At 43.3% G+C, this 19,157-nt stretch carries 20 protein-coding genes and 1 riboswitch; of the genes, 17 read left to right on the top strand and 3 right to left on the bottom strand.

The genetic code is table 11. From position 1 onward, the window contains the following. Positions 1–67: 67 nt before the first annotated feature. The 6 genes from zapA (at position 68) to SOR_RS07890 (ending at position 6,708) form a co-directional block, all read left to right on the top strand. Positions 68–370, top strand: coding sequence for a cell division protein ZapA (gene zapA / locus SOR_RS07915; protein ID WP_000002028.1), 303 nt, complete (start codon positions 68–70; stop codon positions 368–370). Further along, positions 367–915 (top strand): CvpA family protein, encoded by a 549-nt coding sequence (locus tag SOR_RS07910; RefSeq protein WP_000623536.1) that lies wholly within the window; start codon positions 367–369, stop codon positions 913–915. The genes zapA and SOR_RS07910 overlap by 4 nt, the downstream gene beginning before the upstream one ends. 100 nt (positions 916–1,015) lie before the next feature. Beyond that, positions 1,016–3,352, top strand: a complete 2,337-nt coding sequence (locus tag SOR_RS07905; RefSeq protein WP_001092923.1) for an endonuclease MutS2 — start codon at positions 1,016–1,018, stop codon at positions 3,350–3,352. 167 nt (positions 3,353–3,519) lie between these two features. Further along, positions 3,520–3,608: riboswitch (glycine riboswitch) on the top strand. A gap of 88 nt (positions 3,609–3,696) precedes the next feature. Then, on the top strand, positions 3,697–5,019 hold the full coding sequence (locus tag SOR_RS07900; protein WP_000891446.1) for an alanine/glycine:cation symporter family protein: 1,323 nt from the start codon (positions 3,697–3,699) through the stop codon (positions 5,017–5,019). Between the two features lie 130 nt (positions 5,020–5,149). After that, positions 5,150–5,698, top strand: coding sequence for a carboxymuconolactone decarboxylase family protein (locus SOR_RS07895; RefSeq protein WP_000206780.1), 549 nt, complete (start codon positions 5,150–5,152; stop codon positions 5,696–5,698). A 110-nt stretch (positions 5,699–5,808) separates the two neighbouring features. After that, positions 5,809–6,708 carry a TDT family transporter gene (locus SOR_RS07890; protein ID WP_000735947.1) on the top strand — a complete coding sequence of 300 codons (900 nt, stop codon included), beginning with the start codon at positions 5,809–5,811 and terminating at the stop codon, positions 6,706–6,708. A gap of 23 nt (positions 6,709–6,731) precedes the next feature. Here SOR_RS07890 and serS read toward each other — a convergent pair whose 3' ends face one another. From serS to SOR_RS07875, 3 genes are all read right to left on the bottom strand, one after another. Then, positions 6,732–8,006 carry a serine--tRNA ligase gene (gene serS / locus SOR_RS07885; RefSeq protein WP_000884216.1) on the bottom strand — a complete coding sequence of 425 codons (1,275 nt, stop codon included), beginning with the start codon at positions 8,004–8,006 and terminating at the stop codon, positions 6,732–6,734. Between the two features lie 213 nt (positions 8,007–8,219). Continuing rightward, positions 8,220–8,591, bottom strand: coding sequence for a DUF956 family protein (locus SOR_RS07880; RefSeq protein WP_000079382.1), 372 nt, complete (start codon positions 8,589–8,591; stop codon positions 8,220–8,222). 2 nt (positions 8,592–8,593) lie between these two features. After that, positions 8,594–9,958, bottom strand: a complete 1,365-nt coding sequence (locus SOR_RS07875) for an aspartate kinase (RefSeq protein ID WP_000869638.1) — start codon at positions 9,956–9,958, stop codon at positions 8,594–8,596. Between the two features lie 282 nt (positions 9,959–10,240). On the opposite strand from SOR_RS07875, the gene SOR_RS07870 reads away from it, so the two are divergent. The 11 genes from SOR_RS07870 (at position 10,241) to accC (ending at position 19,141) form a co-directional block, all read left to right on the top strand. Further along, on the top strand, positions 10,241–11,026 hold the full coding sequence (locus SOR_RS07870) for an enoyl-CoA hydratase (protein WP_001015592.1): 786 nt from the start codon (positions 10,241–10,243) through the stop codon (positions 11,024–11,026). Between the two features lie 89 nt (positions 11,027–11,115). After that, entirely contained in the window at positions 11,116–11,550 is a 435-nt protein-coding gene (gene fabT, locus SOR_RS07865) for a fatty acid biosynthesis transcriptional regulator FabT (RefSeq protein WP_000386338.1), read from the top strand. Then, positions 11,550–12,524 carry a beta-ketoacyl-ACP synthase III gene (locus tag SOR_RS07860; protein ID WP_000852973.1) on the top strand — a complete coding sequence of 325 codons (975 nt, stop codon included), beginning with the start codon at positions 11,550–11,552 and terminating at the stop codon, positions 12,522–12,524. Before fabT ends, SOR_RS07860 begins: the two co-directional genes overlap by 1 nt. Positions 12,525–12,581: 57 nt before the next feature. Further along, complete coding sequence (locus SOR_RS07855; protein ID WP_000257840.1) at positions 12,582–12,806, top strand: acyl carrier protein; 225 nt, start codon at positions 12,582–12,584, stop codon at positions 12,804–12,806. Between the two features lie 117 nt (positions 12,807–12,923). Next, positions 12,924–13,898, top strand: a complete 975-nt coding sequence (gene fabK / locus SOR_RS07850) for an enoyl-[acyl-carrier-protein] reductase FabK (protein ID WP_000857449.1) — start codon at positions 12,924–12,926, stop codon at positions 13,896–13,898. Further along, positions 13,891–14,811 carry an ACP S-malonyltransferase gene (fabD, locus tag SOR_RS07845; RefSeq protein WP_000167644.1) on the top strand — a complete coding sequence of 307 codons (921 nt, stop codon included), beginning with the start codon at positions 13,891–13,893 and terminating at the stop codon, positions 14,809–14,811. Before fabK ends, fabD begins: the two co-directional genes overlap by 8 nt. Before the next feature lie 45 nt (positions 14,812–14,856). Next, positions 14,857–15,588 carry a 3-oxoacyl-[acyl-carrier-protein] reductase gene (gene fabG / locus SOR_RS07840; RefSeq protein ID WP_001177611.1) on the top strand — a complete coding sequence of 244 codons (732 nt, stop codon included), beginning with the start codon at positions 14,857–14,859 and terminating at the stop codon, positions 15,586–15,588. Between the two features lie 28 nt (positions 15,589–15,616). After that, positions 15,617–16,852, top strand: a complete 1,236-nt coding sequence (gene fabF, locus SOR_RS07835; protein ID WP_000774052.1) for a beta-ketoacyl-ACP synthase II — start codon at positions 15,617–15,619, stop codon at positions 16,850–16,852. Positions 16,853–16,854: 2 nt separating this feature from the next. Then, positions 16,855–17,343 carry an acetyl-CoA carboxylase biotin carboxyl carrier protein gene (accB, locus tag SOR_RS07830; RefSeq protein WP_001052311.1) on the top strand — a complete coding sequence of 163 codons (489 nt, stop codon included), beginning with the start codon at positions 16,855–16,857 and terminating at the stop codon, positions 17,341–17,343. Continuing rightward, positions 17,340–17,762 (top strand): 3-hydroxyacyl-ACP dehydratase FabZ, encoded by a 423-nt coding sequence (gene fabZ, locus SOR_RS07825; protein ID WP_000565515.1) that lies wholly within the window; start codon positions 17,340–17,342, stop codon positions 17,760–17,762. The genes accB and fabZ overlap by 4 nt, the downstream gene beginning before the upstream one ends. A gap of 11 nt (positions 17,763–17,773) precedes the next feature. Continuing rightward, positions 17,774–19,141 (top strand): acetyl-CoA carboxylase biotin carboxylase subunit, encoded by a 1,368-nt coding sequence (accC, locus tag SOR_RS07820; RefSeq protein WP_000488660.1) that lies wholly within the window; start codon positions 17,774–17,776, stop codon positions 19,139–19,141. Positions 19,142–19,157 lie beyond the last annotated feature (16 nt).

The raw sequence follows: 19,157 nt of genomic DNA, 5'->3' as shown, positions 1-19,157 counted from the left end.
AAGCGGGAGAATTGGTAAAAACTGACAAAGTTAGCGAAATTTGGTATAATATCGTGAGGTGAATTTTATGGCAAATCTAAATCGATATAAGTTTACATTCGGGAAAAAGACATTAACCTTGACAACCGAGCATGACAACCTCTTTATGGAGGAAATTGCCAAGGTTGCGACTGAAAAATACCAAGCAATTAAAGAACAAATGCCTGGGGCGGATGATGAAACCATTGCGCTTCTTTTGGCGGTCAACTGTCTGTCTACACAACTCAATCGTGAAATTGAATTTGATGACAAGGAGCAAGAGTTGTTAGAACTCCGCCACAAGTTAATTGCTGTCAAACAAGAACAGAGCAAGATTGAGGATTCCCTATGATTTCAATCCTACTCTTATTGGTTCTTGCTTGGGGCTTTTACATCGGCTACCGTAGAGGTTTGGTCCTGCAAGTTTATTATTTCCTCGTTGCAGTGATTTCAGCCTTTGTTGCGGGACAGTTTTATAAATCACTGGGCGACCATTTCCACTTGCTTGTCCCTTATGCCAATCCTCAGGAAGGACAGGGCACCTTTTTCTTCCCTTCAGACCAGCTGTTTCACCTAGACAAGGTCTTTTATGCAGGCCTAGCCTACCTTTTAGTTTTCGGAATTTGTTATAGTATCGGACGTTTTATCGGTTTGTTCCTGCACTTGATTCCAACTAAAAAGCTCGATGTCAAATGGTTGCGTATCGGATCAGGCATTTTGTCTCTATTGGTAACTTTATTTGTCTTGCAAATGGCTCTAACCATTCTTGCAACAGTGCCTCTGGCAGTCATTCAAAATTCACTCGAAAAAAGTACAGTAGCCAAACATATCATCCAAAGTGTCCCTTTTACGACAAACCTTATCAAACAACTCTGGGTGACAAATTTAATCGGATAAAAAGGGCGGGATTTTTCCTAGCCCTTTGTTTACAGATTGGACGACTAAGTCAAAACCCCTAGTTGCTATAATCTTGTAAACCAGCATACAAGGAAAGAATATGAATACAAAAATACTAGAAACCTTAGAATTTAATAAAATCAAGGCCTTGTTTGAACCTCATCTCCTGACAGAACAAGGACTAGAGGAGCTAAAAGGCTTGGCCCCAACTGCCAAGGTGGATAAGATCAAACAAGCCTTTACAGAGATGGAGGAAATGCAAGCCCTATTTGTGGAGCAACCTCACTTTACCATCCTAGCGACGCGTGAGATATCAGCTGTTTGCAAGCGTCTGGAGATGGGGGCGGACCTCAATATTGAGGAGTTCCTGCTCCTCAAACGGGTCTTGCTGGCTAGCAGAGAGTTGCAAGGCTTTTATACCAATCTCGAAAACGTACGCTTGGAGCAGTTGGCGAGATGGTTTGAAAAACTACATGATTTCCCACACTTGCAAGGCAGTCTCCAAGCCCTAAATGATGCAGGATTTATCGAGAATTTTGCCAGTGAAGAGCTAGCACGCATCCGTCGGAAAATCCATGATAGCGAGAGTCAAGTTCGAGATGTCTTACAAGACTTGCTCAAGCAAAAAGCGCAGATGTTGACGGAAGGCATAATCGCTAGCCGAAATGGCCGTCAAGTCTTACCAGTCAAGAACACCTATCGCAATAAGATTGCAGGTGTTGTCCATGATATTTCTGCTAGTGGAAACACGGTCTATATCGAGCCACGGGAGGTGGTCAAGCTGAGCGAAGAAATCGCTAGTTTGCGAGCTGACGAACGCTATGAGATGATTCGCATCCTGCAGGAACTATCAGAACGGGTCCGTCCTCATGCTGCTGAGATTGCTAATGACGCTTGGATTATCGGCCATTTAGACTTGATTCGTGCCAAGGTGCGTTTCATCCAAGAAAGACAAGCAGTTGTTCCTCAACTTTCAGAGAATCAGGAGATTCAACTTCTTCATGTTCGCCATCCTTTGGTCAAAAATGCTGTCGCAAACGATGTGCACTTCGGTAAGGAATTAACGGCCATTGTCATTACAGGTCCCAATACTGGTGGGAAGACCATCATGCTCAAAACCCTGGGCTTGACTCAACTCATGGCCCAGTCAGGCTTGCCCATTTTAGCTGATAAGGGGAGCCGTGTCGGTGTTTTTGAGGAAATCTTCGCAGATATCGGGGATGAGCAGTCTATCGAACAAAGCTTGTCTACCTTCTCCAGCCACATGACCAATATCGTAGATATTCTTGGCAAGGTCAACCAACATTCACTCTTACTCTTGGATGAGTTGGGGGCTGGTACAGATCCTCAAGAGGGAGCCGCCCTTGCTATGGCTATTCTGGAGGATCTTCGTCTACGTCAGGTCAAGACCATGGCGACGACCCACTATCCAGAACTCAAGGCCTACGGTATCGAAACAGCCTTTGTGCAAAATGCAAGCATGGAGTTTGATACAGCCAGCCTGCGTCCGACCTATCGCTTTATGCAGGGAGTTCCTGGTCGAAGCAATGCCTTTGAAATTGCCAAACGCCTAGGACTGTCAGATGTCATCGTCGGGGATGCCAGTCAGCAGGTCAACCAAGATAATGATGTCAACCGTATCATTGAACAATTGGAAGAGCAAACGCTTGAAAGTCGCAAACGCTTGGACAATATCCGTGAGGTGGAGCAAGAAAACCTCAAGATGAACCGGGCACTCAAAAAACTCTACAATGAGCTTAATCGTGAAAAGGAAACTGAGCTCAACAAAGCGCGTGAACAGGCTGCTGAGATTGTGGAACTTGCTCTAAGTGAGAGTGACCAGATTCTCAAGAATCTTCACAGCAAGTCTCAACTCAAACCCCACGAAATCATTGAAGCCAAGGCTGAGCTGAAAAAACTGGCTCCTGAAAAAGTCGACTTGTCTAAAAACAAGGTCCTTCAAAAAGCCAAGAAAAACCGAGCTCCAAAGGTTGGGGATGATATCATTGTTCTCAGTTATGGTCAGCGTGGAACCTTGACCAATCAGCTTAAGGACGGCCGTTGGGAAGCCCAAGTCGGTTTGATCAAGATGACCTTGGAAGAGAAAGAATTTGACCTTGTTCAGGCCCAACAAGAAGCCCCAGTCAAGAAAAAACAAGTCAATGTCGTCAAACGTGCTTCTGGTCGTGGTCCGCAAGCGAGACTGGATCTCCGAGGCAAACGATACGAAGAGGCTATGAATGAGTTAGACGCCTTTATCGACCAAGCCCTGCTCAATAACATGGCGCAGGTAGACATTATCCATGGTATCGGAACAGGAGTCATCCGTGAGGGCGTCACCAAATACCTGCAAAGAAACAAGCATGTCAAGAGTTTTGGCTATGCTCCACAAAATGCTGGAGGCAGTGGCGCAACCATTGTGACCTTTAAAGGATAGAGAGAAGAAGGATTCGCTCTTTATGAAAAAGAAATGAAAAGCCAAAAATTTTCATAGAATATATTGACAGAAGCTGACTTTTCTTGTAAAATAATAAAAAATTAAATACCAACACCGAACGAAGTTTAATAGAAGTGGAGAAAGGTTTGTTTTCCATGACTGTAAATGGACGGAACTCTGGAGAGACCGTGAAGGCACCGAAGGGGCAAGGCAGGCAACTGCTCAAACTCTCAGGTAAAAGGACAGAGCTAAGATAGACCGTTTTGGGTATTTATCTAAGCATTCCAGAGTACATGTATCTTGCATGTGCTCTTTCTTTTGGGGTTGAAAGATAGGAGTAGGAAATGTTAGAATTGCTTAAAGCGCTTGATGCTTTCGTTTGGGGGCCTCCCCTCTTGATCTTATTGGTCGGAACAGGTATCTATTTGACCATCCGACTAGGCCTTTTGCAGGTGGCTCGTCTCCCTAAGGCCTTTCAGTTGATCTTTACCAAGGACAAGGGACATGGTGACGTGTCGAGCTTTGCTGCTCTGTGTACGGCTCTAGCCGCCACCGTTGGTACGGGAAATATCATCGGGGTCGCGACTGCCATCAAGGTTGGAGGACCAGGGGCCCTCTTTTGGATGTGGATGGCAGCCTTTTTTGGGATGGCGACCAAGTATGCCGAAGGCTTGCTGGCCATCAAATACCGCACAAAGGATGCAAATGGAGCTGTAGCTGGAGGCCCCATGCATTACATCCTTTTGGGGATGGGAGAAAAGTGGCGTCCACTTGCTATCTTCTTTGCCCTAGCGGGTGTATTGGTAGCCCTTCTAGGGATTGGTACCTTTACCCAAGTCAATTCGATTACAGAATCCATTCAAAATACAGCCCAAGTTGATCCAGCTATCACGGCTCTGATTTTATCCATTTTTGTAGGGATTGCCGTCTTTGGTGGCCTCAAATCCATATCAAAAGTTTCGACAGCAGTTGTTCCATTTATGGCTATTGTCTATATTCTGGGAACTCTTACAGTTATTCTCTTTAATATCGAGAAAATCCCAGCTACGCTTGCACTCATCTTTACTTCAGCCTTTAGTCCAGCTGCTGCGGTAGGTGGTTTTGCAGGTGCTAGTATTCGGATGGCTATCCAAAATGGTGTAGCGCGGGGAGTCTTCTCTAACGAATCTGGTCTTGGTTCTGCTCCCATTGCGGCGGCTGCAGCTAAGACTAATGAGCCTGTCGAGCAAGGCTTGATTTCCATGACAGGAACCTTTATTGATACCCTCATTATATGTACGTTGACTGGTTTAACAATCTTGGTAACTGGAGTTTGGAGTGGTGATTTGAATGGAGTTGCCTTGACCCAGTCAGCCTTCTCAACAGTTTTTTCACATTTTGGACCTGCCCTCTTGACCATCTTCCTTGTACTCTTTGCCTTTACGACGATTCTCGGTTGGAACTATTACGGAGAGCGCTGTTTTGAGTTTCTCTTTGGTGTCCGCTTTATCTGGCTCTATCGTGTAGTCTTTGTGCTCATGGTCTTGTTGGGAGGTTTTATCGAGTTGGACATGGTCTGGATTATCGCAGACATCGTCAATGCCTTGATGGCTCTACCAAACTTGATTGCCCTCTTAGTCTTGTCACCAGTCGTTATTGCTGAGACTAAAAAGTATTTTAAACACTAACCCAATCACACTTTTGGTGTGATTTTTTCATTTCATAGACATTTCTTATCAAGGCGATTGAAAATATATATTTTCCAAGGGGGAAATTCTATGATAGACTAAATGACAATAAAATGAAAAGAGGTTTCTTATGACAACATTTACCATCCACACAGTAGAATCAGCACCAGCAGAAGTGAAAAAAGTTCTTGAAACAGTACAAAAAGACAACAATGGCTATATTCCCAACCTAATCGGTCTTTTGGCTAATGCACCTACCGCGCTTGAAGCCTACCGAACTGTCGGAGCCATCAACCGTCGCAACAGCCTGACACCAGTAGAGCGTGAAGTAGTGCAAATCACAGCTGCAGTAACCAATGGTTGTGCTTTCTGCGTGGCTGGCCATACTGCCTTTTCAATCAAACAAATCCAGATGAATGATGATCTTCTCCAAGCCCTCCGCAACCGTACTCCAATCGAGACAGACCCAAAACTAGATACCCTAGCCAAGTTTACCTTGGCAGTCATCAACACCAAGGGTCGTGTAGGTGATGAAGCGCTTAGTGAATTTTTAGAAGTCGGTTATACCCAGCAAAATGCCTTGGATGTGGTTCTGGGTGTCAGCCTAGCCAGCCTTTGCAATTATGCCAACAACCTAGCCAATACACCCATTAATCCAGAATTGCAACCCTATGCCTAGTTGGAATCAGAAAGAAAAAATGAAGACTGAGCAATCCAGTCTTCATTTTTCTATGCTATTTTAAGCGCTTTTATGCTATACTAATAATAACATGATTATTGGAGGCTCGGATGAAAAAGCTCCCCTTAGTATTCTCTGGCTGTTTATTAGGTTTAGCAGGTGCAGGAAATCTGATTGCAGATACTTGGCCAGTTCTGTCACATTTATTAAGTCTGATTGGTCTAGTGTTGTGGATTTTCTTTCTGATTCTTCATCTTTTTAATTGGGGAGAAACCAAGCAAGAATTGACCAGGCCCCCTCTTTTATCTGGGATGGCCACTTTTCCTATGGCTGGGATGATTTTATCGACCTATGTCTTTCGCGTATTCCCTGCTCTTCCTTTGCTAGCACAAGGAATCTGGTGGTTTTCATTTCTCTTGGATTTGGCTTTGATTACTACTTTTACCATCAAATTTGCCTGTCCGGGTCGGAGGGTCAATGCGACTCCAAGTTGGACGGTACTCTATGTGGGAATAGCAGTAGCAGCCTTGACCTATCCTCTTGTCGGAATCATTGAAATTGCCTATGCGACCTTGAGTTTTGGTTTTGTCTTGACCTTCTATCTCTATCCCCTTATTTATAGGGATTTAAAGAAAGATCCACTCCCACTAGCCTTACTTGGACAGGAAGGAATCTACTGTGCTCCCTTTTCTCTACTCCTGGCTTCCCTAGTTCGAGTTGGAGGAGCAAGCCTACCGACTTGGCTCTTGATTGTCATGATTTTGGCATCTCAATCCTTCTTTTTCTTTGTTTTAACTCGCCTGCCCAATATTTTAAAACAAGGATTTCAACCAGCCTTCTCAGCCCTAACCTTCCCAACCATTATCACAGCTACTTCGCTCAAGATGGCTCAGGGGATTTTGAAACTTCCATTTCTGGATTATCTGGTATTGGCTGAAACCGTTATTTGCCTAACTATTTTATTCTTTGTCTTGGGTGCTTATCTGATTTGGTTACGAAAAAAGGTCTAGCTAGAAATAGCTAGGCCTTATTTTTATGGTTTGATAACTTCAGCTCCACCCATATATGGACGAAGTGCTTCTGGAATAGTTACAGAACCATCTTCATTTTGGTAGTTTTCAAGAATGGCAGCCACTGTACGTCCAACTGCAAGTCCAGAACCGTTCAAAGTGTGAAGGAGTTTCACCTTGCCATCGGCTTCATCACGGTAACGGATTTGGGCACGACGAGCTTGGAAATCTTCTGTATTTGAACAACTTGAGATTTCACGATAGGTATTTTGGGCTGGAATCCAAACTTCCAAGTCGTAAGTCTTAGCAGCTGAGAAGCCCATGTCCCCAGTAGAGAGGGCAACGACACGGTATGGAAGGTTGAGTTTTTGAAGAATATTTTCAGCGTTGGCTGTCATTTTTTCCAATTCCTCATAAGATTCTTCTGGTTTGGCAAATTTGACCATTTCAACCTTGTGGAATTGGTGCAAACGAATCAAGCCACGTGTATCACGACCAGCAGAACCAGCTTCAGAACGGAATGATGGACTCATAGCGGTAAAGTAGATTGGTAGATCTTTACCGTCAAGGATTTCATCACGGTAGTAGTTTGTAAGAGGCACTTCAGCTGTAGGAATGAGGACATAATTAGTGTCTTTCAATTCAAAAGTATCTTCCTTGAATTTTGGATATTGACCAGTACCAAACATAGAGTCATGGTTAACAATGTAAGGTGTGATAACTTCCGTATAGCCTTCTTTACCATGCTCATCCAACATGAAGTTGTAGATAGCACGTTCCAAACGAGCCCCAAGTCCTTTATAGAAGAGGAAACGAGCGCCCGTTACTTTACCGCCACGTTCCCAGTCAAGGATACCAAGGTCTTCACCAAGATCCCAGTGAGCTTTTGGCTTGAAGTCAAACTCGCGCGGAGTCCCCCAACGGCGAACTTCCACATTGTCATCTTCATCAGCCCCAACAGGAACGCTGTCGGCAGGGATGTTTGGAAGAGTAGTGGTAAATTCTGTTAATTTAGCATCGATATCCGCCAATTCAGCATCCAAGGCTTTGACTTCAGCAGATAGGGTTTGCATTGCAGCAATCTTGTCATCGGCATTTTCCTTGTTGCGCTTAGCTTGGGCAATCTCAGCAGAAACTGTGTTACGTTCTGCTTTGAGCGTTTCAACCTTGACCAAGATGTCACGACGTTTAGCATCGATTTCTTTCATCTCATTTAAGATAGCAGCATCTACACCACGTGTAGCTAATTTTTCAGCGACAGCATCAAAATCTGTGCGAATACGTTTAATATCTAACATAAGAACTCCTTTATGAAAAAAGCACACCTGACAAAGTGTTGGAGTGGCAGGGCCACGGTTCCATCCAACTTCACAGGTGTGCACTTGATTATATATGTAATTGTGAACAACGGTAGAATTTCACCTATCCCTCCTATCTGCTCGCAGCACCCGCAGACTTTCTGAAAGAAGGAGATAACTTACTTATCCGTTGCTATGATTATACTAAAGTTTCTACTTTTTTGCAAATAGATTTTTAAGTTTTTGTCCAATGGTCTGGAGTAGAGTCGGAAGTTTCACAACCTTGTCGTTTCCTAATTTTTCCCGAGCGATTTTGAGGATAGCTCCAGAGTCTTTTGAAGCAAAGAGGAATTTTCCTTGATCAGTGAAGACTTCAAAGTGGCGGCTGATCTTGCGACCACTTACGTTAGCTCCGATTTGATTGACGCTGGACCAGGGGATTTGGATATATTGTTCGACATTGACATCAGGATAAAACTCTAAGGCTTGATCCCCAACTAAAAATTTTCCAACTTTTCCAGAGATAGAGAGGTAAGATGTCCCAGTAGTTTGGAGGTCAATGACTTGATTGAGTGATTGGGCCATGATTAATCTTCCTTACTTTCATCGAAAAAGGCATGATAGAGAGCCTTGATAGCTGCCTTTTCTTGCTCTTTATTGACAACAAACATGATGGAAACTTCACTTGAGCCTTGGGACATCATCTGGATGTTGATCTTGTTTTCAGATAGAGCACGTGTTGCAGTAGCAGTTACCCCGATATGGCTCTTCATCTTTTCTCCGACAATCATAATGATTGAAAGGTCGTGTTCGATTTCAGCATGGTCCACTTTAGCTTTTTGAACGAGTTGACGTAGAATTTCTTCTTCTTTGATAGGAGTCAATTCACGGGAGCGGAGGATGATTGAAAGATCGTCGATACCTGTAGGCATGTGTTCCCAACCGATATTGAGATCCTCAAGGATTTGCAGAACCTTGCGACCAAACCCGACTTCACGGTTCATGAGGTATTTTGACATGTTGATGCTGACGAATCCTGAGTCACCCGCAATTCCTACTACTGGGAATTTATCACTACTGTGTTCTAAAACAATGCGTGTTCCTGGGTGGTCAGGGTTGTTGGTATTCTTGATGACAAGAGGAATTTTTCCGCGGTAAGCGGGTAGAAGGGCTTCGTCATGAAGAACTGAAAATCCAGCGTAAGCCAACTCACGCATTTCACGGTAGGTTAATTCAGGAATGGAGTGTGGTTGGTGGATAATACCAGGATGGGCAGCAAAGATACCATCTACGTCTGTAAAGTTCTCATAGAGATCAGCCTTAACACCTGCTGCAATGATAGAACCTGTGATATCTGAACCTCCACGTGAAAAAGTACAGATTTGATTTTCCTTAGTCACACCAAAGAAACCAGGGATGACAAGGACTTCGGTGCTATCAGCCAAGCCTTCAATCTTGTCATAACTAGATGGAATGATACGTGCGTTTCCAGGTTCACTTGTGACAACAATTCCAGCTTCTCTTGGGTGAACATAGCGTGCATCGATACCGTTTTGGTTAAAGTAGGCTGCAATCAATTTGGCATTGTTATTTTCTCCAGCCGCTAGGAAGGTATCATAGAGAAATTCATTATCCTCTATAGGAAGAGTTGCCAAGGCCCGAATACTTTTAGAGATTTTTTCTAAAACAGCAGGTTTTAACCCTAGTTCACTCACCATTGCCGCATAGCGGTCAATGATCCAACTTTGGCTAGCACTGATGTCATTTCCAGCCACATAGTCGCGATAGTATTTGATCAAGGCATCAGTTACCTTGGTATCTTCAGCATTGCGTTTACCTGGTGCAGAAACGACTACAAAACGGCGCTCTTTATCACTTTTAACGATGTTTAAAACTTTTTCTAACTGACCTGCAGAGGCAAGCGAGCTTCCACCAAATTTTACAACCTTCATAAGGACTCCTCAAGTAAGTATTTTATACGATTATAGCAGAAAGAGGGGCATTTTTCAATGACGAAAATAACTTCCTATTATAATAGAAGAAAACACTAACTTATTCTGAAAAGCAATAACAGTTTAAAAGTAAGAGTGTCAAATTTTACTCACACTCATAAATGATGGGTGAATAATCAGCTGAGACACTTTCCTTTAGTTTTTCCTTGCCTCTTTATTCAAAAAAAGGTATACTTTGATGATAAAACAATTTTATTACCTTATAAAAGAAAAGGAGAAGCTATGAATCATATCTTATATCAGATCGTAGATGATCTGGCTATCATTACTTTGAATCGTCCCGAAGTGGCAAATGGTTTCCATATCCCAATGTGTGAGGAAATTTTAGAAGCTTTGACTCTAGCGGAGCAGGATCAAACTGTGCAGTTCATCTTGATTAATGCTAATGGGAAGGTCTTTTCAGTTGGGGGAGACTTGGTTGAGATGAAACGAGCAGTAGACGAAGATGATATCCCTTCTTTGAATAAGATTGCAGAGTTAGTCAATACAATTTCTTTTAAAATCAAGCAAATTCATAAACCTGTTTTGATGGAGGTAGATGGAGCGGTTGCTGGTGCCGCAGCAAATATGGCAGTAGCAGTTGATTTTTGTTTGGCGACTGATAAGGCAAAATTCATTCAAGCCTTTGTCGGAGTTGGCTTGGCGCCAGACGCTGGTGGGATTCATCTTTTGAGTCGTAGCATCGGGGTAACACGAGCTGCACAACTTGCCATGACAGGAGAAGCCTTGACTGCTGAAAAAGCGCTAGAATGGGGCGTGGTATACCGTGTTTGTGAAGTTGACAAATTAGAAAAAACAAGAGAACAAGTTTTGAAAAAATTAAGAAGAGGTTCAGCAAACTCATACGCAGCGATTAAAAAGCTAGTTTGGGAAAGTCAATTTAAGGATTGGCAGAATTATGCTGAATTAGAATTGGAATTACAAGAATCGTTATCTTTAACTGAAGATTTTAAAGAAGGAGTTCGAGCGCATTCTGAAAGAAGAAGACCAAAATTTTCAGGAAAATAAAAAAATACTTGCATAATTTTTTGAAGTTTGTTATACTTTTTCTATCAAATGCTTTGATTGTGAAAGTTTTTTAGAGGGAGGGAAACGATTTGGACTACCAACAAGTAAATGATTATCTAACATCTATTTTTAATAATGTCCTTGTGATCGAGGAGGTTAGCTTACGAGGTAGTCGATTCAAAGACATCTCCATCAAAGAAATGCACACGATTGATGTGATTGGGAAGTTCCCGGAGGCAACGCCAAGTAAGGTTTCAAAAGAACTGATGGTAACTCTTGGGACAGTGACGACGAGTTTGAATAACCTGGAGAGAAAAGGTTATATTGAGCGTATTCGTTCTGACCAAGACCGTCGAGTGGTCTATCTGCATTTGACAAAGCAAGGTCGTTTGGTTCACCGTCTTCATAAACGATTCCACAAGGCTATGGTCGAAAAAATCATCGATGGCATGAGCCCTGAGGAAAAAGAAGTCATGGGCAGAGGCTTAACGAACCTTTATCAATTTTTGGAGGATTTGAAATAATGGCTTTTGCAAAAATAAGCCAGGTTGCTCATTATGTTCCAGAGCAAGTGGTCACTAATCATGACTTAGCCCAAATAATGGACACAAGCGATGAGTGGATTTCAAGTCGGACAGGAATTAAACAGAGACATATCTCAAAAACAGAGTCTACAAGTGATTTGGCGACAGAAGTAGCTAAGAGCTTGTTGGCTAAAGGGAGCTTAACAGCGGATCAGATTGATTTTATTATTGTAGCGACGATTACTCCAGACTCGATGATGCCTTCCACAGCAGCTCGAGTTCAGGCAAATATCGGATCGCATAGAGCTTTCGCCTTTGATCTGACAGCAGCTTGCAGTGGCTTTGTATTCGCTCTCTCAACTGCAGAAAAGTTTTTAAGTTCTGGACAGTTCAAAAAAGGGATTGTTATCGGGGCTGAGACCTTATCCAAGGCAGTTGATTGGTCAGATCGTTCGACAGCTGTTCTCTTTGGGGATGGCGCTGGTGGGGTTCTCTTGGAAGCGAGCGAAACACGTCACTTCCTTGTGGAAAGTCTCTATACGGATGGCTCTCGGAGCGAGTGTTTGACCTATGGTCAAACGGCTTTGGCTTCTCCTTTCTCGGATCAAGAAGCAGTTCCTGCTTTTTTGAAAATGGATGGACGAGCAGTTTTTGATTTTGCAAATCGTGATGTTGCTAGATCGATCAAAGAAACCATTGAAAATGGTCCAATCGCAGCATCGGAATTGGATTATCTCTTGCTTCATCAGGCAAATATCCGCATTTTGGATAAGATGGCTAAGAAGATCGGCGTTGACCGAGACAAACTTCCAGCCAATATGATGGAGTATGGGAATACCAGTGCAGCAAGTATCCCGATTTTGCTCTCAGAGTGTGTGGAGAATGGTATGATTCGTTTAGATGATAGCCAGACGATTCTCCTATCAGGCTTCGGAGGAGGTTTGACATGGGGCACACTCATTCTTACAATCTAGGTAATCATGTGGTAAACACATAGTTATAAATTTTTTATATTTTAAAGGAGTCCTATCATGGCAGTATTTGAAAAAGTACAAGAAATTATCGTTGAAGAACTTGGGAAAGACGCATCAGAAGTAACACTTGAGTCTACTTTTGATGATTTGGATGCAGATTCATTGGACTTGTTCCAAGTAATCTCTGAAATCGAAGATGCTTTTGATATCCAAATCGAAGCAGAAGATAATTTGAAAACAGTTGGTGACTTGGTTGCCTACGTTGAAGAGCAAACAAAATAATTAACATATTACTAGAAGGAGTAGGGGAAACCCACTCCCTCTTGTTTAGGTAATAGTTTGAAACTCAAATGATAAACTCGTCGAACTATTACGTAAGCAAGGAATGATGGAGGCACTATGAAAACACGTATTACAGAATTATTGAACATTGATTATCCTATTTTTCAAGGAGGAATGGCCTGGGTTGCAGACGGTGACTTGGCTGGTGCAGTATCAAAAGCTGGTGGTCTAGGAATCATCGGTGGTGGGAATGCACCTAAAGAGGTCGTAAAGGCTAATATCGATAAAATCAAATCACTTACGGACAAACCTTTTGGTGTCAACATCATGCTCTTGTCTCCTTTTGTAGAAGACATCGTTGATCTCGTGATTGAAGAAGGGGTCAAGGTGGTTACAACTGGTGCAGGAAATCCAAGTAAATACATGACTCGTTTCCATGATGCAGGAATTACAGTTATTCCTGTTGTTCCAAGTGTTGCTTTGGCAAAACGCATGGAAAAAATTGGTGCAGATGCAGTTATTGCAGAGGGAATGGAAGCCGGTGGACATATTGGTAAATTAACAACCATGACCTTGGTTCGCCAAGTTGCTGCAGCCGTTTCAATTCCGGTTATCGCAGCTGGAGGAATTGCCGACGGTGAAGGTGTCGCTGCAGGCTTTTTGCTTGGTGCAGAGGCTGTTCAAGTTGGTACGCGTTTTGTAGTAGCCAAGGAATCTAACGCCCATCCAAAATACAAGGAAAAAATCTTAAAAGCGCGTGATATCGATACGACTATTTCAGCTCAACATTTTGGACATGCTGTTCGCGCCATTAAAAATCAGTTGACACGTGACTTTGAACAGGCTGAAAAGGATGCCTTTAAACAAGAAGATCCAGATTTAGAAATCTTTGAGCAAATGGGAGCTGGTGCTCTTGCTAAAGCCGTTGTTCATGGAGATGTAGAAGGTGGATCCGTCATGGCAGGTCAGATCGCTGGTTTGGTTTCTAAAGAGGAAACTGTCGAAGAAATCCTAAAAGATCTATACTATGGTGCAGCCAAAAAAATTCAAGAAGAAGCCTCTCGTTGGGCAGGAGTTGTAAGAAATGACTAAAACAGCCTTTCTATTTGCAGGTCAAGGTGCTCAGTATCTAGGAATGGGGCGTGATCTCTATGATCGCTACCCTATCGTCAAGGAAACCATTGATCAAGCCAGTCAGGTTTTGGGTTATGACCTACGTGACTTGATTGATAAGGAAGAAGCCAAGATAAACCAGACTCGTTATACGCAGCCAGCTATTTTAGCGACTTCGGTTTCTATCTACCGACTATTGAAAGAAAAGGGTTATCAGCCGGATATGGTAGCAGGATTGTCTCTTGGGGAATATTCTGCTTTAGTAGCTAGCGGAGCCTTGGACTTTGAAGAGGCAGTTGCCTTGGTTGCTAAGCGTGGAGCTTATATGGAAGAGGCAGCACCCGCAGGCTCTGGGAAGATGGTAGCCGTCCTCAATACTCCAGTAGATGTGATAGAGGAAGCTTGTAAAACTGCTTCTGAAGTCGGTATAGTCACTCCAGCTAACTACAACACCCCAAGCCAAATCGTTATCGGTGGTGAGGTGGCTGCAGTTGACCGCGCAGTTGAACTCTTGCAGGAAGCAGGAGCAAAACGATTGATTCCTTTAAATGTATCTGGTCCTTTCCATACAGCACTTTTAGAGCCAGCCAGTCAGCAACTAGCTGGAGCTCTGGAGGGAGTGAGTTTCTCTGACTTTACTTGCCCACTAGTCGGCAATACGGAAGCTGCTGTTATGGAAAAAGATCGAATCCAAGAGCTTTTGACGCGTCAGGTCAAAGAACCTGTTCGTTTTTATGAAAGTATTGCTGTGATGCAGGATGCTGGGGTAACCCACTTTATTGAAATTGGTCCGGGTAAGGTCCTATCAGGCTTTGTCAAAAAAATCGATAAAACAGCTCAGCTAGCTAACGTTGAAGACCAAGCAAGCTTGGATGCTTTGTTAGGAAACTAATGATCCCTTCTCCCACAAAATACAACAGGAAACAGGAGAAATAGAATGCAACTTACAAACAAAAATGTCTTTGTAACAGGTTCAAGTCGTGGTATCGGACTTGCCATTGCTCACAAATTTGCTCAACTAGGCGCTAATGTAGTCTTGAATAGTCGAGGAGCAATCTCAGAAGAATTGCTAGCTGAGTTTTCAAACTATGGTGTCAAAGTAGTACCGATTTCAGGTGATGTTTCAGACTTTGCAGATGCCAAGCGTATGATAGATCAAGCGATTGCAGAACTCGGTTCTGTCGATGTCTTGGTCAACAATGCTGGGATCACTCAAGATACGCTTATGCTTAAGATGACCGAAGAAGACTTTGAAAAAGTGATTAAAATCAACTTGACAGGTGCTTTCAACATGACGCAAGCAGTATTGAAACAGATGATCAAGGCACGTGAAGGTGCGATTATCAACATGTCGAGTGTGGTCGGTTTGATGGGAAATATCGGACAAGCCAACTATGCAGCTTCTAAAGCAGGTTTGATTGGTTTTACCAAGTCAGTTGCACGTGAGGTTGCCAATCGTAATGTGCGCGTAAATGCTCTTGCACCAGGAATGATCGAGTCAGATATGACTGCTGTTTTATCTGATAAGGTCAAGGAAGCGACATTGGCCCAAATCCCAATGAAACATTTTGGACAAGCAGAACATATCGCAGATGCTACAGTGTTCCTAGCTGGACAGGATTATTTGACTGGACAAGTTCTCGCTGTTGATGGCGGACTTAGCATGTAAAAAATAAGGAAAGATATAGGTAAGACAGATGAAACTAAATCGAGTTGTAGTAACAGGTTACGGATTGACCTCTCCTATCGGAAATACTCCAGAAGAATTTTGGAACAGTTTGCAAACTGGGAAAATTGGAATTGGAGAAATCACTAAGTTTGACCACAGCGAATTTGCTGTGCACAATGCGGCAGAAGTTCAAGATTTCCCATTTGATAAATACTTTGTTAAAAAAGATACCAACCGTTTTGACAACTATTCTTTGTATGCCTTGTATGCGGCTCAAGAAGCGGTGACAAATGCAAATCTTGATGTAGAAGCAATTGATAAAGATCGCTTTGGTGTCATCGTGGCTTCTGGTATTGGGGGAATTAAAGAAATCGAAGATCAGGTTATCCGTCTTCATGAAAAAGGTCCAAAACGCGTTAAACCAATGACACTTCCAAAAGCCTTGCCAAATATGGCTTCAGGAAATGTTGCCATGCGCTTCGGAGCAAACGGTATCTGTAAATCAATCAATACAGCCTGTGCCTCATCAAACGATGCCATTGGAGATGCCTTCCGTTCTATCAAGTTTGGTTTCCAAGATGTCATGTTAGTTGGTGGATCAGAATCATCTATCACTCCTTTTGCAATCGCTGGTTTCCAAGCATTGACCGCCCTATCAACTACAGAGGATCCAACTCGTGCTTCTATCCCGTTTGACAAAGATCGTAATGGTTTTGTGATGGGAGAAGGTTCAGGAATGCTGGTTCTTGAAAGTCTTGAACATGCTGAAAAACGTGGCGCAACTATCTTGGCTGAAGTAGTTGGCTACGGTAATACCTGTGATGCTTACCATATGACTTCACCTCATCCAGAGGGTCAAGGTGCGATTAAGGCTATGAAGTTGGCTTTGGAAGAAGCAGAAATTTCTCCAGAGCAAGTGGCTTACGTCAACGCCCACGGAACTTCAACTCCTGCAAATGAAAAAGGAGAAAGTGGTGCGATCGTAGCTGTTCTTGGTAAAGAAGTACCTGTATCTTCAACCAAGTCCTTTACAGGACACTTGCTTGGTGCTGCAGGGGCCGTAGAAGCAATCGCTACTATTGAAGCCATGCGTCATAACTATGTACCAATGACAGCTGGAACAAGTGAGTTATCAGACTATATCGAAGCGAATGTCGTTTATGGACAAGGCTTGGAGCAAGAAATCCCTTATGCTATTTCAAACACTTTTGGTTTTGGTGGACACAATGCGGTTCTTGCTTTCAAACGTTGGGAGAATAAATAATTATGAATTTAAATGAAATCAAGGACTTGATGGCTCAATTTGACCAATCAAGTTTGAGAGAATTTTCTTATAAAAATGGAACGGACGAATTGCAGTTCAGTAAGAATGAAGTAAGAATGGCTTCTGAAACACCAGCTCAAGTTGCTCCAGCGCCAGCTGCAGTGGCTCCTAGTCCAGTAGTTTCGGCCCCTTTAACTCCAGTAGAGAGTGCAGTGGAAGAAGCTCCAGCACCAGCTGAAACGACGGTTGCTCCGGAGGGTGATGTCGTTGAAAGTCCACTTGTAGGGGTGGCTTACTTGGCCGCTGGACCAGATAAACCTGCCTTTGTCACAGTTGGAGACAGTGTTAAAAAAGGTCAGACTTTGGTGATCATTGAAGCCATGAAAGTCATGAATGAAATCCCTGCACCTAAGGATGGTGTGGTGACAGAAATTCTCGTTTCAAATGAAGAAATGGTTGAGTTCGGTAAAGGATTGGTACGCATCAAATGATCGATATTCAAGGAATCAAAGAAGCTCTACCCCATCGCTACCCCATGCTCCTAGTGGATCGTGTCTTGGAAGTGAGCGAAGATACCATTGTTGCCATTAAAAATGTGACCATCAACGAACCTTTCTTCAATGGTCATTTTCCTCAATACCCAGTCATGCCAGGTGTTCTTATCATGGAAGCCTTGGCTCAGACTGCTGGTGTCTTGGAATTGTCCAAACCTGAAAATAAAGGGAAACTGGTCTTCTACGCTGGCATGGACAAGGTTAAGTTTAAGAAGCAAGTTGTACCAGGTGATCAATTAGTCATGACGGCTACCTTTGTAAAACGTCGTGGTACGATTGCCGTGGTTGAAGCAAAGGCTGAAGTAGATGGCAAGCTTGCAGCGAGTGGTACTCTTACCTTTGCAATTGGAAACTAAGGAGGTTCTCCATGTTTCGTAAAATTTTGATTGCCAACCGTGGTGAGATTGCGGTTCGCATTATTCGAGCTGCGCGTGAATTAGGCATTGCGACCGTAGCAGTCTATTCAACTGCTGATAAGGAAGCTCTTCACACACTTCTAGCGGATGAAGCTATCTGTATCGGACCTGGTAAGGCGACTGAGTCTTATCTCAATATCAATGCGATTTTATCTGCTGCAGTATTGACAGAAGCAGAAGCCATCCATCCAGGTTTTGGATTTCTTAGCGAAAACTCCAAGTTTGCCACGATGTGTGATGAAGTGGGAATTAAGTTCATCGGCCCTTCTGGGGCTGTAATGGATACCATGGGAGATAAGATCAATGCGCGTGAGCAAATGATCAAGGCTGGGGTTCCAGTTATCCCAGGATCTGATGGTGAAGTTCACACGGCTGAAGAGGCCCTTGCAGTTGCAGAAAAAATTGGCTATCCAGTCATGCTTAAGGCATCGGCAGGTGGTGGTGGAAAGGGAATTCGTAAGGTTGAAAAGGCAGAAGACTTGGTCGCAGCCTTTGAGACAGCATCCAGTGAAGCCAAGGCCAATTTTGGAAATGGCGCTATGTATCTTGAGCGTGTGATTTATCCTGCTCGTCATATCGAGGTCCAAATCCTTGCTGACCAAGAGGGACACGTTATCCACCTAGGAGAACGGGATTGTTCTCTTCAACGAAATAACCAAAAGGTCTTAGAAGAAAGCCCGTCCATCGCGATTGGCAAAACCCTTCGTCATGAAATTGGTGCTGCAGCCGTTCGTGCAGCGGAGTCTGTTGGCTATGAAAATGCAGGGACGATTGAATTTCTTCTCGATGAAGCGAGTGGCAATTTCTACTTCATGGAAATGAATACTCGTGTGCAAGTTGAACACCCAGTCACAGAGTTTGTTTCAGGTGTCGATATCGTGAAAGAGCAGATTCGCATTGCTGCCGGGCAACCTTTACCTTTCAAACAAGAAGATATTGTCCTACAAGGTCATGCTATCGAGTGCCGGATCAATGCAGAAAATCCAGCATTTAACTTTGCTCCAAGCCCAGGAAAAATCACCAACCTCTACCTTCCAAGTGGAGGAGTTGGATTGCGTGTAGACTCTGCAGTCTATCCAGGTTATACCATTCCTCCTTACTATGATAGTATGATTGCCAAAATCATTGTTCATGGGGAGAATCGTTTTGATGCCTTAATGAAGATGCAACGGGCACTTTATGAACTTGATATTGAAGGAGTGCAAACCAATGCAGACTTCCAGTTGGATCTGATTTCAGACCGCCGAGTTATCGCTGGTGATTACGATACTTCCTTCTTGATGGAAACTTTCTTGCCAAAATACCAAGAAAAAGAATAGACTTTCAAACAGTATG

Source organism: Streptococcus oralis Uo5 (genome assembly GCF_000253155.1).
Taxonomy (GTDB): Bacteria; Bacillota; Bacilli; order Lactobacillales; family Streptococcaceae; genus Streptococcus; species Streptococcus oralis_L.
Note: the sequence above shows the minus strand (reverse complement) of the source record. Positions and strands in the feature narration are given on the sequence as shown.